Below are 16,347 nucleotides of genomic sequence, written 5' to 3' on the forward strand. Positions count from 1 at the left end.
TGAACGGATATTGCATCAATTCTTAATGCACCTGACAGAGTATCCACATTCTTTATAGCCACCGCCTTGGAGTATCCCAGCCTGACCATAAATGAGATCAATAGCCCACGCACTAGTTGAAATTTGCTCTGAAGAGGTCCACCAATCTGCATATGCCCCTCCTGCACCAAAGGTTCCTTTGTGATTTCGATATCCGGATGGAATACCTGAGAATGAATAATCATCGGTGCCATTTCCATCATTATACCAGCCTGTAGTAGTTTTTAGTGCATTGCCTTCAGTATCTTTATGCCCATTGGCACTAAGATAGTTTCTCAGTTTCAACCACTCGCCGTTTTTAGGGACATGCCATCCTTGTGGGCACAATTTCTCAGTTTCAACAGCGTACCAGTTATATAGAGCCCCATAGGTGTCTTTATAAGTATTCTTATCATTTTCGTACCAGCAATACGCACCAGCGAAGGATGCTTCCCATGCAGAACTACTTGATTTTAGCGGTATAGGTGTACCATCATTGTATTTAGTCGTTCTAAGATTTTCTGCCGTCCACCACTGATCTCCAATTTTAAGAGTTCGATAGGTGTTCCCATCAGCATCTTTTATGGTCGTTGATAAAGAAATCTGAATCTCATCAAATGAATTTTCAGATTTGTCATCTGTCGCAATCACTTTAATTGTATGATCTCCCATCTCGAGGCTCTTGCCAATCAATGTATAGATATAAGGAGGAGAAGTTAATGATTCCGCGGCTTCATTGTCAATATAGATGTTGAGGTTTGTAATAGATCCATCAAAAGCTTCTGCAGTTATTTCAAGCTGGATATCATCTTCAAACCAAAATTTGTCTCCATCTGCAGGAGATACTATTTGGCAAACAGGAGCTTCATTGATGGGGTTGGATTTTTCTTACAATTGGTAAAGGCTATAAGTAACATACCAAGAATAAGCAGATTCACTTTTCGAGTCATAATTATGGGATGGTGTTAGTTTTTATCTGGTTTTATTTTGCACGAAAATTACATAGATTTTTTTAAAACAAGACTAGATTTTAAATAAATAGAATCATAGTCCGAATTATTAACATACCTGATAATTCGATTGAAAATACTGGTCTTTTCAAGATATTTCTCCTTTCTTCTAAAAAAAAATCGCAGTTTTTCCAACCTATCGATATGTCATTCCTATTTTTTTAAGAGTCTTTCCAGAGGTGATTGCCAAATGATTCATCAATAGTAGTGGTCAGCTTGTGCCTTATCTGGCGGATTTTACTGTTTGTCTGAATGAAAAGATGCTAATTTATGTTCTGTCTACATGAAAATGCTATAGATAAAGTATTGCAATCAAAACAATCGCAAGTGTTGAAACCCCAATTGGAAACCAAACCGGTGCAATCCAGGGTTTCGGGATTAGGAAAAGAACATCGGTAGTGGTTAGTTTGGGTGGCCATTTAATGACCGCATAAAGCGATACGTAGTAAAACAAATCCCAAAAAGCGAAAGTCCATAGGAAAACCATCAGCATATCGAGCCAGCCATCTCCAGCAACAAGGGCAAGAGTAACCAACATCACAATGGTGGCTGCTTCACGAGTTATTTCAATTTGGATAAATCGCTTGGGTACTTTTTCAAGTGCTTGCTTGTTGTCAACATTTGGTTCGAGCAAGCCAATTGCTTTTCGCAGATACACGACAACCACACCTTCGACATGGGCAAAACCAATTCCAAAGATTGCCAATAGAATGAATTTCAGTATCATGATCCTCGTTTTTTACTAGTAACCAAGATCAATAAGTTATTGTTTGGTTTATTCAGTTTCCGGAACAATGCGAAGCACGCAATCGGGATCATTGGTCAACACATAAAGTGCCCCATTCGGGCCGAATTTAAAATCGCGGATTCTACCCATTCCTTTAATCATTAATTCCTGTTCGGTGATAGAATCATTTTCAATTTCCAGACGTCTTATTTCCTGGAATGCCAACGCCCCAACCAATAAATTATTTTTCCAATTTGGGAATAGGGGACTTACGCAAAATTCTGCTGGGCAAACAGCAATTGAAGGTGTCCATTGTACAATGGGTTGCTCCATTCCTTCCTGATGCGTTTTATCTGTGATGACAGTTCCATCATAATTAATTCCATAAGTAATCACAGGCCAGCCATAATTGGCACCTTTGTGAAGGATGTTTAATTCATCGCCACCTCGTGGACCATGTTCGGTTGCCCAAATTTCTCCTGTCTCCGGATGCTGGGCAATTCCCTGCACATTTCGGTTTCCAATGCTATAGGTTTGGGGCAGTGCGCCATTAACATCTACAAAGGGATTGTCTTTGGGAATAGACCCATCCGGATTGATTCTGAAAACTTTACCAGTTGCTTTGTTGGTTTGCTGAGAATCCATTGCTTTTCCCATATCTCCAATAGAAAAGTACAGGTATCCCTCACGATCAAATAGAAAGCGGCATCCCCAACGGTTCCCTCGAATAACCATAAGCGAGTCGGGGACTTCAAACAAAGTCTGCTGGTTGGTCCATATATTATCAATAATTTGGCCCCGAACAATTTTCGTTAAGGCAAGTGCATCTTTATTTTTAATATCGTCATTCGTATGGCTGTATGACAGATAGATCCACTTATTGTTTTTGTAGTCGGGATCAAAAGCAATATCCATAAAACCACCAGTGCTGCTTGTTAAATGCGTTTCCGGAAGTCCTTTAATTTCGTTGTTGTCAAGATTCCCATTAATTAACCATTTCATGGAGCCCGGTTTTTCAGAGATCAGTGCACTATCAGAGTTTATAAACTCAATTCCCCAAGGTGTTTGCAGTCCTTCATCTACGATCTTCTCAATTTTCAACCGATATTTTGAAGTGTTGATATACTCTGTTTTTATTGCATTCTTTTCGGATGGGGGAAGCTTTTGTGATTTCTTAATATAGTTTGCCAAATCCCGGATCTGCTCCTCATTTAAAACCTTGTCCCAACCGATCATTGTCGTGCCTTGAATTCCGTTTGCAATTGATTGCTCAATTTCTTCAAGACTTGAGCCATGTTTCCAATCTGGATGATATAAGGCTGGCCCGGCATTAGTACCTTCCATTCCTGCTCCATGGCATCCTGCACAATAAGTAGTGTATAATTGTTCTCCTTTTTTTTCTGTGGATGAACATCCAGTATTACAGATAACTACAACGAGTAAGAAGAAAAGAATCGGCTGTCTCATATGCAGAGTTTTAAATTTTATTAATAAAAAGTACTTAAATCCCGATGATTCATGTTCCGAAAATGGCAATCAATAATCAATAAGGATAAACTTTCGAATTTGTTTAGCTCAGAAAACAAATCATGAATAATTACTTGATTTTTAGCTTTGCATAAACAGGCAGATGATCAGAAGCTGTATTGAAATTTTCAAGAATAGCTGTATCTATTTTTTTATTTTGCTGAAAAAACACAACTTTAAGCCCCTTTTAAATATGTACTTAATTGAAACTGTTAATATAGTTTCGCCACATCAAAAACCAATTCGCGGTTTTATGTGGAAATAAAAGAATATGGAGAAGAAGAGTCTAGATGGAGATAAATAAGAAAAACAACAATTAATAATTTAGTAAGCAACCCTGTACCCATTATTTGTAATCGAGAGGTGAGCGACTAGTAGAAAAGATTGCTATTTGGGTCTACTAGAAACATGATTGCTTGCTAGTAATATGCAATATTCTATGTTAGAATAAACTGATATTTTTACAACACACACACACACAGCAACTTATGAATTTCAATTTTACACGTTTAGTAATAGTGATACTTTCACTATTTTCCTTGGCTGCAAATATGGCTACGGCGCAAACTTCCGAGATTAACTCTGGGACGATTTACAAAATCAAGTCAAAAAAAACCAATCGGTTATTAAATGTTAGTGATGCAGCATTGACGAATGAAGCTAACGTCAATACCTGGACTGATACAGACTCGGATGCTTCAAAATGGAAAGTAATTAACGTCGAAGGAAATACTTTCACTCTGCAGAATATTGGTTCAGGAAAACTATTGCACAGGGATGGTAGTTCTTTGTCCAATGGCGTAAATATCAATCAATATGATGATACAAACAACGATCTGGTTCAATGGGATATTGTCTTTGCAGATGATCGTTATCTAATAACACCTAAGGGCAATAGCTCATTTGTTGTCGATCTGAACGGAGGCGAGAATAGCGATGGAGCCAATATTCAGATTTGGGAGGCCAATAATTCAGATGCTCAGGATTGGGTTTTCGAAGCTACAACGATTGGCGATCCGGCACCTACTAACGAAATTACAAACATTGTTTTTGATTCATGGAAAGAAGCCTATTATGATACTCGTGGAAATAACGAGGTTGTGAAACAAGAAGGATTCTGGGGAGTTGCAGAAATGATGGAAATTATTGTTGATGCATACGAAGTAAGCAGAGACAATAAATACAAAGAAATGTTTGAGCAGATGTATACCATATTTATTAACCGTGAAGGTCAAGACTGGATGTGGAACGAATACAACGACGACATTGCTTGGATGGTAATTGCTTGCGTAAGAGCAGGATTGTTGTTTGATAATGCAACATACATTGCAAAAGCCAAAGATCAGTTTGATAAAATGTTTTCTCGTGCAAATACACATCAATATGGAGGTCAGGGACTGGTTTGGAAACAGGGTGTTGCCGGAACGAATTCATGTATTAACGGCCCGGCGATGGTAGCGTGCTGTTACCTGGCACAGGCAACCAATGATATTAGCTATTTCGACAAAGCTACGACTATTTACGAATGGTCAAAACTTTATCTTTTTAACGAAGAAACCGGAAAAGTAAACGACAATTACAACGGATCGATTGGAACCTGGAGTTCAACCTACAATCAAGGAACTTACCTGGGAGCATCGTTAATGTTATACGATTATACACAAGATCCATCCTATATGGCAATTGCTCATAAGATTGCTTACTACACGAAAGAGAATATGTACAATTCTGGTATCATGAATAATGAAGAAGGAAACGATCTTGGAGGTTTCAAAGGTATCTTTATGCGATATGCCCGCCGTTTTGTTTTGGAGACACATGATCCTGAATATATTTTATGGCTTCAACAAAATGCAAAAGTTGCATATAACAACCGAAATACTCAAAATATAATTGGAACTTATTGGGGAACCCGCACTCCGGAAAATGAGTACCAAAAAGCATTTAGTGCGTCTACTGCGATGTCGCTCATGTTTAACTGCCCGGTATCGATTGAAATTTCTAAAGACGCTTTTCAATTGATTGAAGCTGAAGATATGGATTTCTTTAGAGGTGTAATTACTGAAGATTGTCCGGATGTTGGTGGGAGTCTGAGTTTGGGTGGAATTAAAAATGAATTTTACTCTGCATATACAAATGTCGATTTTGGTAGTAAAGTTGCAACAAAAATTGAACTTAGAATTGCAAGTTTGTCTGATGATAATAAAATAGAAATCCGCCTTGATCATCCTTTCGGTAAAACTATTGGTACAGCTTCGACAGTTAATACAGGTAGTTGGAGTGAATACACTACTGTGTCGTGCGATGTTTCTGGGGTTTCAGGTATTCGAAACATCTATTTGGTGTATAAAGGAACCGATTTCATTTGTAATATTAATAATTTCAAATTTATTGAAGACGACAACGAATTTGTTGGGTCTGTATTCCCTGAATGCGAATTTGCGGGAGAAGAAGTTAAGTTGTCTGTCGGAGATTATACGAGTTCAGATATCCAATCACTTGGAATTAATGCATCAGAAATTTCATCGATTAAAGTTTCATCTGGTTATGAGATTATCGCCTTTCTTGAAGATGACTTTGAGGGAGAATATATGGGGCTGAGCGAAGACAACAGCTGTTTACCAGCAGCGTTTAACGAATCTATTTCCTCTTTAAAAGTGAGAGTTAAGTCTTCAGTTGCTGTCGATCAGATTAAACTTTCCTCGAACAGTGAAACCCTATCCGAAGAGGGAGTAACGAAACAGCTTTCTGCTAAAATTTTGCCATGGAATGCTAGTAACAAATCTTACACATGGAAATCAAGCGATACAGATGTAGTAACAGTAAATGAAAGCGGATTACTGCAGAGCATTGCAATTGGAAATGCATATGTTGTTGCAACCACCGAAGATGGTTTAAAAACTGATACCTGCTTTATTGAGGTTGACAATTCATTATGGTCGTCAAAAATTGAAGCGGAAGATTATAGTTCAATGTTGAATATTGGCACTGAAGATTGTGCCGAAGGAACAAGAAATGTTGGATGGATTGATCAAAATGATTGGATGCAGTATGACAACATAACTTTTCCTGTAACCCGCGAGTATAGATTTGAATTTAGGGTTGCTACTGGTATCGGTGGCCAGCTAGGTGCTACTCTTGACGGTTTAGAAGTTGGATCTGTTACTCTGCCAGTTACTCCCGGATGGCAGTCCTACCAAACAGTCAGTTTTACGACAACGATCGAGGCAGGCACTTACGATCTTCGTATTCGCGACGTAAATGGAGGGTGGAACTTCAACTGGATTCAGATTGTTTCGATATCAGATCCTACCGATGTAACAGATATTCAGACCAACGATATTTCGGCTTATCCAAATCCAGCAAGTACAACTATTACTTTTGGAGGAATATCGGAAAGTAGTACTGTAAGTATTTTAGATATTAACGGCCATGTTTGTCTAGCGAACAAAAGCTTATCTGGCAATGCTCAGCTGAATATAGAAAGCTTGAGATCCGGATTATATTTTGCTCATATTTGTGATCAGAATAGCTTGAAAGTAATTAAGTTTATTAAAAAATAGCTACTATATATTTTAACTTAATGTCTTTCTAATTATAGCTTATGCATCATAAGTTATCAGCAATAGAAGATCCGACTAATTTAAAGTGGTCGGATTTTCTGTTATTAAATTCAACATGTTATTATACATTTTCGGACATACTGGTGGCCGCTTTTTGAAGATAGACGACACCCACACCTTTGACATGGGCGAAGCCAATTCCAAAGATTGGCAGAAGTATGAATTTCAGTATTATGGTCTTATTTTTAGCTTTGCATAAACAGGCAGATGATCTGACGCTGTTTTGAAATTTTGGAGAATTGCTCCATCTATTTCCTCAAAATCAGCTTTGCTATAGAAAATATAGTCCAGTCGTTCAACTGGATTCTCAGAAGGGAAGCTGTTTTCATAGTTGTCAATGTTAAAAGCAGCATTCCCAATTGTTGTGTCATTTAAGAAAATTTCAATAGCCGGTGACTCAAAATCGGGTGAACTATTAAAATCACCAAGCATAACAACCGGATAATCTTTTAATTTACTCATGAAAAGTGAGTGAAGTTTCTCAATATGTACTTTCCGCGTTGGTTGGTCAAATGCTTCGGTATGGACATTAATTAACCAAAAAGTTTTGAGCGGATGTTTAACTAATGAAACAACCGCAAGTCGTTTCAGGTAAAAATCATTGTAATAAAATGGGTTGGATTCTACTTTGCTTAGTACAATTCTTTCTGTATTGTCAAGTTCCCAGTTGCACATGGTGGATTGTCCTGAAAGCATTTTGCCAAATTGCGCAGATGGCGGCCAATACGGAAAAGGAACGTAATGTTTGTCCCAGTTGATAGCCTGAATTGAATATTTGAAAAAGCGTGAGGCAATTTCTTCGTGTTGATTGATATTGTACGATCGTTTACTGTTATAATCGATTTCCTGAAACGCAGCAATGTCGACATGTAAATGATCAAGCTCTTTAATCACTTCATTTAAATGATGGCGATAAACTTTCTCCGGTGTTTTAATGGCCAGATTATTATCCATCCCAGATAAATAGCCCATGTTGTAAGCAAGAAAACCAATCACACTATCACTTCCTGAAGATTCATTTTCAGGATAATTAAAGACTAACAATTTTTCAGCTTGAGTTTCTTGATGCGCCCAATAATAGAAAAGAGCAGTGCTGATAAGTAGAATTAGAATGAAAAATTGAATGATTTTTAAAATCTGGCGCATTGACAGTTAATTTGGTTAGAGAAACTAACTGTCAATATAGTGAAAATGAATTAGATTGGCGTTAGGCAAAATCGTGTTTGTAAGTGATATCAAGAATCGAATTAGATTTCTGATTGCTTATTATGTGAAAATAAGCGTAACTAAAATGAAAATACCAATAGCTGCACCACCAATCGCACTTAAAAGTACTTTTAGTATGCCGTGGTAGTTTTTTAAAAGGATCTTCGCAAAAATAACTTGTCCAATGAAAATAATGATGGAGTAGAAGATAAGTTGAAGCCAATCATTAAAATGCGACATCCAATCGCTGACGTGATATCCTTCATGAATGTATCCTAGAATTAACGCTATAACAATACTGGTAAATACGAAAAAGGAAAATTTTACTTTCGATTTTATAGACATTCTTTCATGAAATTTTGAGTTTCGAGTAAGCTATTAAAAGGTAGATTAAAACAGAGATTTATCGGATCGCGCAAATAAATCAACAATCAAATGTCTTTTTTGCTTAAAAATTGGTTGATTATTTCACTATTTGTATTGAATTACATAAAAAAAGGGAGCGAATGGCCCCCTTCTATAATCCGTTACCCTAAATGCTCTTATTTTAGTTGAACTAAAACAACAGATTTTGAAGGTAATTTGATTGCGAGCTTTCCTTTTTTCGGATTATTTACGTCAAAGCTTTTAAGAGTCACTTTTTCTTCCTGACCGAAATCGTTGTAGTCATTCATATTTGAAGCTGTAACGATTTGCCCGCTGCTATTTGAAACGTTTAGACTGCCAAGATTAATTTCAATTTCTTCTTCTTTGTTTGGATTTAAATTACACAGGGTAATAGAAACTACGTCATCTTTAATTGATGCAGATGCATTGATCGCAGGAATTGCTTCTCCTTCGAACTTGTATTTATCACAGATGAGATCGATTGGTACAAGGGTAGCATCCTGATGAACCGCATACATTTTAAAGACATAATATGTAGGTGTTAGAACCATTTGGTCTTCTTTTGTTAAAATAACCGACTGCAAAACATTCACTGTTTGTGCAATGTTGGCCATTTTTACTCTTTCCGAATGCTTATTGAATATGTTTAGGTTAATCCCGGCAACCAAGGCATCGCGCAATGAATTTTGTTGGTAAAGGAATCCTGGATTTGTTCCAGGCTCAACATTAAACCAGTTTCCCCATTCGTCAACGATCAGGCCAACTCGTTTTTCTGGATCATATTTATCCATGATTTCAGAATGCTTGCTAACGATTTCATCCATTTTTAGCGTTTTGCTTAATGATAAAAACCATTCTTTTTCATTGAAACCAGTAGCTGCACCTTTGTCACCCCAATTGTGTGCGATGGTGTAATAATGCAGTGATAATCCCTGAATGAGATGTCTTTTGTGTTGCGTATTCCTCATTAAAACTTCGGTCCAGTTGTAATCGTAATCATTTGCTCCGCAAGCAATTTTGTAGCTGGCACCTCTTGAGTATGATGAATATCTTCTGAATAAATCCGAATAGTATTCGGGAGTCATATCTCCACCACATCCCCAACTTTCATTTCCTATTCCCCAAAATTTCACATCCCATGGCTTTTCTCTACCATTTTTCTTGCGCAAATCAGCCATCGGACTGATATTATTTGATGTTACATATTCAACCCATTCTGAAGCTTCCTGAACGGTTCCCGAGCCAACATTTAAATTGACATAGGGTTCGGCTTCAATCAATTCGCAGAAATCCAGGAATTCGTGCGTTCCAAAGCTGTTGTCTTCGGTTACTCCACCCCAATGCACATTTACCATAGAAGGGCGTTGATGTTTGGGGCCAATACCGTCTTTCCAATGATAGGTGTCGGCGAAACATCCTCCTGGCCAACGCAAAAGCGGGATTTTCATATCTTTCAATGCAAAAACTACATCTTCGCGATAACCATTAATGTTTGGAATGTCTGAATCTTCACCAACATAAATACCACCATAGATACAACGTCCGAGGTGCTCGGCAAAATGGCCGTAAATTTCTTTGCTAATTTTTGTTGTCGCTTCTTCTGGTTTCAGTTTTAATGTAGCCTGACCAAAAGAGTAAGCGCTAAATGCCATTAAAAAAATAATGGAATGAATAATTTTTCTTTTCATGATTTAGTATTTAGATATTGTCCTTTAATAATAAAAGTAAATAGTACTCTTTACTCATTGGTTAATTGTTATTTCTTGGGAGCCATACTTTCATTTTATTTGCACCCCTGTTGTTCCATGCATAATAAGGGATTGCCGAGAATTCAGTCGTTTTAATTACTTCGACTCCATTTAGTAAATTGGGTTCGTAGATTGCAGAAAAATCCGTTTCGCCGTCGATAGTTAAAAGATCGATTTCGGGATTGTCAACTTCTTCCATACAATAAACGATAGGACCTCTCTCTAGTGCAACTAAACCTGCATCTTCCTTAACATTTTCATTTGCAATTATCTGGTGAACTTGCATGGGTAAGCTATATTCAACTACGTCGTTTTCTCTCCAAGTACGGTTTAATACAGCATAACCATTTTCTTTTTTTACTTCTACGGTCTCACCATTGATTTTTATCACAGGATTTTCGTCGGAATGATTTAAGTATCTATATAAATCACCCGGAACTGGTTGGTCGGTTGCCCAGCCAGGAATTCGTAGATAAACTGCAAATTGAGTTTCCTTTTGTGGGTGTACTTGAATTTTAATGTTTCCGTCCCATGGGTAATTTGATGTTTGGCTGATTGAAACTTTGGAGTTGTTTAGCTCTGTTTCGGTTTCGCTTTGTATAAATAGATTTACATATAACTTTTCAGCATTTGTTGCATAAATATAGCCAGGAACCGAAGGCATAAAACGACACAAATTACTCGGGCAGCATGAACAATCAAACCAAGGTTCCCGGGTTAAACTACCACCACTATTGAAATGGTAATGCATGTCACATTCCAATGGGTTCGGGTAGAAAAATGTTGTTCCCTCCAATCCAACACCGGAAATAACTCCATTGTATAAGCTACGTTCCAATACATCTATATATTTTGAATCTCCATGTAATAGGAACATTCTGTAATTCCAGTATACATTGGCAATTGCTGCACAGGTTTCGTTATAGGCAGTGAGGTTAGGCAATTCATAGTTTTCACCAAAAGCTTCTCCTTGATGAAGAGCGCCAATGCCTCCGGTTAGGTAAAGCTTTTTATAAACCACGTTTTCCCAAATGTTATCGATGGCTTGTTGGTAGCTTGAGTCTTGAAAAAGAGCTGCAACATCAGTCATGCCAGCATACATATATGCAGCTCGAACAGCATGTCCAACGGCTTCTTTTTGTTGGACAACGGGAAAATGATCCTGGTTGTATGGTTCTCCAATTGTTCGGTGAATACTGTCTCCCCGGAGGTCTAAGAAATGTTTTGCAAGGTCGAGGTATTCTTGTTTTTTTGTTATTTGATATAATTTGATGAGACCAGTCTCTACTATCTGATGACCTGGTACCTGGTAGTTATCTTCAGATCCAAAAACTTTAACGAGCAAATCTGCATTTTTTGTTGCTAGATCTAAGAAATTAGTTTTTCCGGTTGCATTGTAGTGCGCAGCAGCTGCTTCAAATAAATGACCGCTGTTATATAATTCGTGGCTACATGTCAGGTTTGCCCACCTTCCGCCTGCCGGGCACCATTGTGCAGGAGCATAAGTGGAATCAATCGTCTTATAAGTTGTTAGATACCCGTCTTCTTCCTGTCCAATTTGGATTAATTGAATTATTGAATCCACATATGCATCAAGTTTCGGATCAGGGATTGTGGTCATGGAGTAGGAGGCACCTTCAATAATTTTGTATACATCCGTATCGTCAAAAGGCATTGCTCCTTTTACGGGCCCATCCATTTTTCCACCGGCAATTAGGAAGTTATCCATTCTGCCCATCTCTTCACATTTTTCAAACGAAGCTGGAATGGTCGCAGTTCTGTTAGTTTCAATTTTTGGCAGCCAAAAATTATCATTGATTTGTACCTTGCTAAAAGGAACTCCCTGTATCGGATATGCACCTTTGTTTACAATTTCTTTATCAATTTTATCTGAGCAGCTTAATGAGAAAGCTACCATTAAAATAATTGAGGAAAGACTCAGGATTTTCATATTTAGTTATTCTTTTATTTCAGTTAAGTGATACAAAAGTATAAAATACTTTTAATATTTTATATGCTGTAGAAAATGCTTTATAAAAGAATTTTACGCCAGAATAAATGTCAGCCAATGTTCCTAATTATATATTGGTCGTTTCTTATAATGATTATAAATAACTTTCTTTCTTAGCCCATTAATGATTTTTTGAAAAAATAGTTAGATTGTTTTAAAACCTCACAGAATAAGATTTTTAGCATTAGATTTTTGGAGTTTAGTATTTTTAGCTACAAAAAAATGACACCCTAAAATCGCGATGAACAGTGAGCCGTAGGCTATTGCTTGATTTCTTTGGGTTGAATGGCTATATTTGCCTGCCTTGAATTAAAAATAATCTAACTAAAGATACCGTGATGAAAGCTTATAAAATTATCGTTCTTGCCAAGCAGGTTCCTGATACAAGGAATGTTGGCAAAGATGCTATGAAAGCCGATGGTACGATTAACCGTGCGGCTCTTCCGGCTATTTTCAACCCGGAAGATTTGAATGCGCTGGAACAAGCCTTAAGTATTAAGGATCGTTTTCCAGACTCTACAATTTCTATCTTAACTATGGGACCTGGTCGTGCTGCCGAAATTATCCGCGAAGGAATGTTCCGTGGTGCTGATGGTGGTATTTTGTTGACAGACCGTGCTTTTGCAGGTTCTGATACATTGGCAACTTCTTACGCAATTTCACAGGCATTGAAAAAAGACAATGCATATGATATTATTATTGCAGGTCGTCAGGCTATTGACGGTGACACGGCACAAGTTGGGCCACAAGTTGCTGAAAAACTTGGCTTGCCTCAAGTAACTTATGTTGAGGAAGTAAAAGACATTAAGAACAATAAGATTATCATGAAACGCCGTTTGGAGCGTGGAGTTGAGGAAGTAAGCTGCCCAATTCCTATGGTAATGACGGTGAATGGTTCAGCGCCAGACTGCCGTGCTCGTAATGCAAAATTGATCATGAAGTACAAACATGCCAAAACGGTGACCGAACTTCAAAATTCAAATGAAGATTACTTGCACTTATACAATGATCGTCCATACTTGACCATTCCGGAATTAACAGTGAATGACATTGAGGTGGATCATGCGGAACTAGGATTAAGTGGTTCTCCAACAAAAGTGAAAACTGTTGAAAATGTTGTATTACAGGCTAAAGCAGCGAAAGTGATTACTTCGGATGATAAAGACATCGATGAATTAATGAGAGAGCTGATCGAAAGTCACACTATTGGTTAACCTTTAAACTTGGAAGATTATGAACAGCGTATTTGTTTACTGTGAAATAGAAGAAGGTCAGGTTGCTGAGGTGAGCCAGGAATTGATGACCAAGGGCCGTTCTTTGGCCAATGAATTGGATTGTAAATTGGAAGCGATTGCTATTGGTGCTGATTTAGACGGTATTGAAAAGCAAATCTTCCCTTATGGAGTTGATGTGGTATATATCGCAGACGATAAGCGTTTGTATCCTTATACAACTTTACCTCATACTTCAATTATTGTAAAATTATTTGAAGAACAAAAACCACAAGTTGCATTAATGGGAGCATCTTCGATTGGTCGTGATTTAGGACCACGGGTTTCTTCAGCTTTGCATAGTGGGTTGACAGCGGATTGTACCAGTTTAGTAATTGGTGATCATGTTGACAAAAAGCAAAATAAGACTTACGAAAATCTGCTTTATCAAATTCGTCCAGCTTTTGGCGGAAATATTATTGCAACTATTATCAATCCGGATTGTCGTCCTCAAATGGCAACAGTTCGCGAAGGAGTAATGAAAAAGGAAATCCTTGATCCAAAATATAAAGGCAAGGTTGTAAAGCTTGATGTTGAAAAATATGTAAGCAAAGAAGACTTTGTGGTTGAAATTCTTGAACGCCACATGGAGAAAAGCAAAATTAATATGAAAGCTGCTCCAATCGTAGTTGCCGGTGGTTATGGAATGGGTTCAAAAGAAAATTTTGAATTGCTATATGAATTAGCTGATGTTCTTGGCGGAGAAGTTGGCGCTTCCCGTGCTGCTGTCGATGCAGGCTATGCAGAGCATGAGCGTCAAATTGGTCAAACAGGTGTTACTGTTCGTCCTAAATTATATATTGCTTGTGGAATCTCAGGACAAATCCAACACCGCGCAGGTATGGAAGAGTCAGCCCAGATTATTGCAATAAATACTGATCCTGAAGCTCCGATTAACTCGGTTGCTGATTATGTGATTACTGGCGATGTTGCCACAATCATTCCTAAAATGATCAAGTATTATAAACAGAACACCAAGTAACATTGTGTGAACCTTAAATCATTTTGAAAATGGCTAATTTTTATACCGATAATAAAGAGCTGAAATTCCATCTGGAACATCCTTTAATGGAGAAAATTGTTCGTTTGAAGGAAAGGGATTTCTCAGAAAAAGATAAATTCGATTTTGCCCCAATGGATCACGAAGATGCGATGGATAGTTTTGATCGTGTGCTTGATGTAGTGGGTGAAATTTGTGGTGAAATTGTTGGACCAAACGCGGAGTCTATTGATGCAGAAGGACCGCAAGTTGTCGATGGACGAGTTGTTTATGCTCGTGGAACCGAAGAAAACATTGATGCACTTAACAAGGCTGGTTTGATGGGAATGTCTCTTCCTCGTCAATATGGAGGTTTGAACTTTCCAATTGTGCCTTACATTATGGCTGCCGATATTGTTTCTCGTGCAGATGCAGGATTTGTAAATATCTGGGGACTTCAGGATTGTGCTGAAACCATCAATGAATTTGCAAACGAAGAGCAAAAAGAAAAATATTTGACACGTGTTTGTCAAGGAGAAACCATGGCGATGGACTTGACTGAACCAGATGCAGGTTCTGACTTGCAGGCAGTTCAGTTAAAAGCTGTATACGACGAAAAATCAGGCAAATGGATATTGAATGGTGTAAAACGATTCATTACCAATGGTGATGGCCATATTTCTTTGGTACTTGCACGCTCAGAACCGGGTACTTCAGATGGTCGTGGTCTTTCCATGTTCATTTACGATAAATATGATGGGGGTGTAACCGTACGTCGTATTGAGCACAAATTGGGTATTATCGGATCTCCAACTTGTGAATTGGTATTTAAAGATGCTCCTGCTGAATTGGTAGGTGATCGTAAAATGGGGCTTATTAAATATGTAATGGCCTTGATGAACGGCGCTCGCTTGGGAATCGCAGCTCAGTCTGTTGGTGTTTCTGAATCTGCATACCGTGAAGCTTTGGCATATGCAAAAGAACGTGTTCAATTTGGAAAAGCAATTATGCGTTTCCCTGCTGTATATGAAATGTTGGCAAATATGAAGGCCAAATTGGATGCTTCCCGTACACTGTTATATGAGACTGCTCGTTTTGTAGACGTTTATAAAACTTACATGCACATTGCAGAAGAGCGCACACTTGAAAAAGAAGAACGTGCTGAAATGAAAAAGTACCAGCGTTTAGCTGATATTTATACTCCTCTGGTTAAAGGTATGGCAAGTGAATACAGTAATCAGTTGGCTTATGATGCAGTTCAGATTCATGGTGGTTCTGGTTTCATGAAAGATTATCCGGTTGAGCGTATTTATCGTGACGCACGGATTACTTCAATTTATGAAGGAACAACTCAATTGCAGGTTGTTGCAGCAATTCGTGGAGTAACTACCGGAGCTTATTTAAATCAAATACGCGTATATGAAGCTGAAAAAGTTTCACCTGAATTGGAACACTTGAAACGTACTTTGATTATTCTAACTGACGAATACGAGCAGGCAGTTAATAAAGTTGTTTCAGTGAATGACAATGAATTTGTAGATTTCCATGCACGTAGGATGGTTGAAATGGCAGGTAACATTATTATGAGCTATTTGTTAGTGTTGGATGCAAACAGGGAACCAATGTTTGTGAAGTCAGCTAAAAACTACATTCGCATGGCAAAAGAACAAGTAAAAGGTCATGCTGAATTTATTCGCACATCTGACTTAAGTGATCTGGGCGAATATAAATACGAAATGTAATACTATTATTATACGAGTAAGAAAGAGGCCGTCTCAAAACAAGTTTTTGGGACGTTTTTTTTTTCTTTCTCATTTGGTTTTTTCCTGGTTCTATTTTT

12 protein-coding genes are annotated in these 16,347 nt (G+C 37.8%); 5 read left to right on the forward strand and 7 right to left on the reverse strand.

The genetic code is table 11. The annotated features are described in order from the left end of the window. Positions 1–15: 15 nt before the first annotated feature. Positions 16–822, reverse strand: coding sequence for an FISUMP domain-containing protein (locus tag ACUNWD_RS17560; RefSeq protein WP_445589168.1), 807 nt, complete (start codon positions 820–822; stop codon positions 16–18). Between ACUNWD_RS17560 and ACUNWD_RS17565 the strand changes: the two genes are divergently transcribed. Beyond that, positions 767–919 (forward strand): hypothetical protein, encoded by a 153-nt coding sequence (locus tag ACUNWD_RS17565; protein ID WP_445589157.1) that lies wholly within the window; start codon positions 767–769, stop codon positions 917–919. The genes ACUNWD_RS17560 and ACUNWD_RS17565 overlap by 56 nt on opposite strands. Before the next feature lie 401 nt (positions 920–1,320). Here ACUNWD_RS17565 and ACUNWD_RS17570 read toward each other — a convergent pair whose 3' ends face one another. Next, entirely contained in the window at positions 1,321–1,755 is a 435-nt protein-coding gene (locus tag ACUNWD_RS17570) for a hypothetical protein (protein WP_445589158.1), read from the reverse strand. 48 nt (positions 1,756–1,803) lie between these two features. Then, positions 1,804–3,222 carry a PQQ-dependent sugar dehydrogenase gene (locus tag ACUNWD_RS17575; protein ID WP_445589159.1) on the reverse strand — a complete coding sequence of 473 codons (1,419 nt, stop codon included), beginning with the start codon at positions 3,220–3,222 and terminating at the stop codon, positions 1,804–1,806. 548 nt (positions 3,223–3,770) lie between these two features. Here ACUNWD_RS17575 and ACUNWD_RS17580 point away from each other — a divergent pair. Beyond that, entirely contained in the window at positions 3,771–6,845 is a 3,075-nt protein-coding gene (locus ACUNWD_RS17580) for a carbohydrate-binding protein (RefSeq protein ID WP_445589160.1), read from the forward strand. A 231-nt stretch (positions 6,846–7,076) separates the two neighbouring features. Here ACUNWD_RS17580 and ACUNWD_RS17585 read toward each other — a convergent pair whose 3' ends face one another. The 4 genes from ACUNWD_RS17585 to ACUNWD_RS17600 form a co-directional block, all read right to left on the reverse strand. Beyond that, on the reverse strand, positions 7,077–8,051 hold the full coding sequence (locus ACUNWD_RS17585) for an endonuclease/exonuclease/phosphatase family protein (RefSeq protein WP_445589161.1): 975 nt from the start codon (positions 8,049–8,051) through the stop codon (positions 7,077–7,079). Between the two features lie 120 nt (positions 8,052–8,171). Next, positions 8,172–8,456: a hypothetical protein gene (locus ACUNWD_RS17590; RefSeq protein ID WP_445589162.1), complete on the reverse strand. Its 285-nt coding sequence runs from the start codon at positions 8,454–8,456 to the stop codon at positions 8,172–8,174. 197 nt (positions 8,457–8,653) lie between these two features. Beyond that, the gene (locus tag ACUNWD_RS17595) at positions 8,654–10,186 is read right to left on the reverse strand and encodes an alpha-N-arabinofuranosidase (RefSeq protein WP_445589163.1); all 1,533 of its coding nucleotides are present in this window, start codon (positions 10,184–10,186) and stop codon (positions 8,654–8,656) included. A 61-nt stretch (positions 10,187–10,247) separates the two neighbouring features. Continuing rightward, positions 10,248–12,197: a glycoside hydrolase family 127 protein gene (locus ACUNWD_RS17600; protein ID WP_445589164.1), complete on the reverse strand. Its 1,950-nt coding sequence runs from the start codon at positions 12,195–12,197 to the stop codon at positions 10,248–10,250. A gap of 398 nt (positions 12,198–12,595) precedes the next feature. On the opposite strand from ACUNWD_RS17600, the gene ACUNWD_RS17605 reads away from it, so the two are divergent. From ACUNWD_RS17605 to ACUNWD_RS17615, 3 genes are read left to right on the forward strand one after another with little or no spacing between them, the layout of a single operon-like run. Next, entirely contained in the window at positions 12,596–13,471 is an 876-nt protein-coding gene (locus ACUNWD_RS17605) for an electron transfer flavoprotein subunit beta/FixA family protein (RefSeq protein WP_445589165.1), read from the forward strand. Positions 13,472–13,490: 19 nt separating this feature from the next. After that, positions 13,491–14,510 carry an electron transfer flavoprotein subunit alpha/FixB family protein gene (locus ACUNWD_RS17610; RefSeq protein WP_445589166.1) on the forward strand — a complete coding sequence of 340 codons (1,020 nt, stop codon included), beginning with the start codon at positions 13,491–13,493 and terminating at the stop codon, positions 14,508–14,510. Between the two features lie 29 nt (positions 14,511–14,539). Further along, on the forward strand, positions 14,540–16,249 hold the full coding sequence (locus tag ACUNWD_RS17615) for an acyl-CoA dehydrogenase family protein (protein ID WP_445589167.1): 1,710 nt from the start codon (positions 14,540–14,542) through the stop codon (positions 16,247–16,249). The last annotated feature ends 98 nt before the right edge of the window (positions 16,250–16,347 follow it).

The organism is Sunxiuqinia sp. A32, assembly GCF_052690465.1.

Coding starts and splice junctions, on each gene's coding strand:
- ACUNWD_RS17600 (WP_445589164.1), bottom strand. CDS start 12,197: ATGAAAATCCTGAGTCTTTCCTCAATTATTTTAATGGTAGCTTTCTCA.
- ACUNWD_RS17565 (WP_445589157.1), top strand. CDS start 767: ATGTTGAGGTTTGTAATAGATCCATCAAAAGCTTCTGCAGTTATTTCA.
- ACUNWD_RS17610 (WP_445589166.1), top strand. CDS start 13,491: ATGAACAGCGTATTTGTTTACTGTGAAATAGAAGAAGGTCAGGTTGCT.
- ACUNWD_RS17615 (WP_445589167.1), top strand. CDS start 14,540: ATGGCTAATTTTTATACCGATAATAAAGAGCTGAAATTCCATCTGGAA.
- ACUNWD_RS17575 (WP_445589159.1), bottom strand. CDS start 3,222: ATGAGACAGCCGATTCTTTTCTTCTTACTCGTTGTAGTTATCTGTAAT.
- ACUNWD_RS17580 (WP_445589160.1), top strand. CDS start 3,771: ATGAATTTCAATTTTACACGTTTAGTAATAGTGATACTTTCACTATTT.
- ACUNWD_RS17605 (WP_445589165.1), top strand. CDS start 12,596: ATGAAAGCTTATAAAATTATCGTTCTTGCCAAGCAGGTTCCTGATACA.
- ACUNWD_RS17590 (WP_445589162.1), bottom strand. CDS start 8,456: ATGTCTATAAAATCGAAAGTAAAATTTTCCTTTTTCGTATTTACCAGT.
- ACUNWD_RS17585 (WP_445589161.1), bottom strand. CDS start 8,051: ATGCGCCAGATTTTAAAAATCATTCAATTTTTCATTCTAATTCTACTT.
- ACUNWD_RS17570 (WP_445589158.1), bottom strand. CDS start 1,755: ATGATACTGAAATTCATTCTATTGGCAATCTTTGGAATTGGTTTTGCC.
- ACUNWD_RS17595 (WP_445589163.1), bottom strand. CDS start 10,186: ATGAAAAGAAAAATTATTCATTCCATTATTTTTTTAATGGCATTTAGC.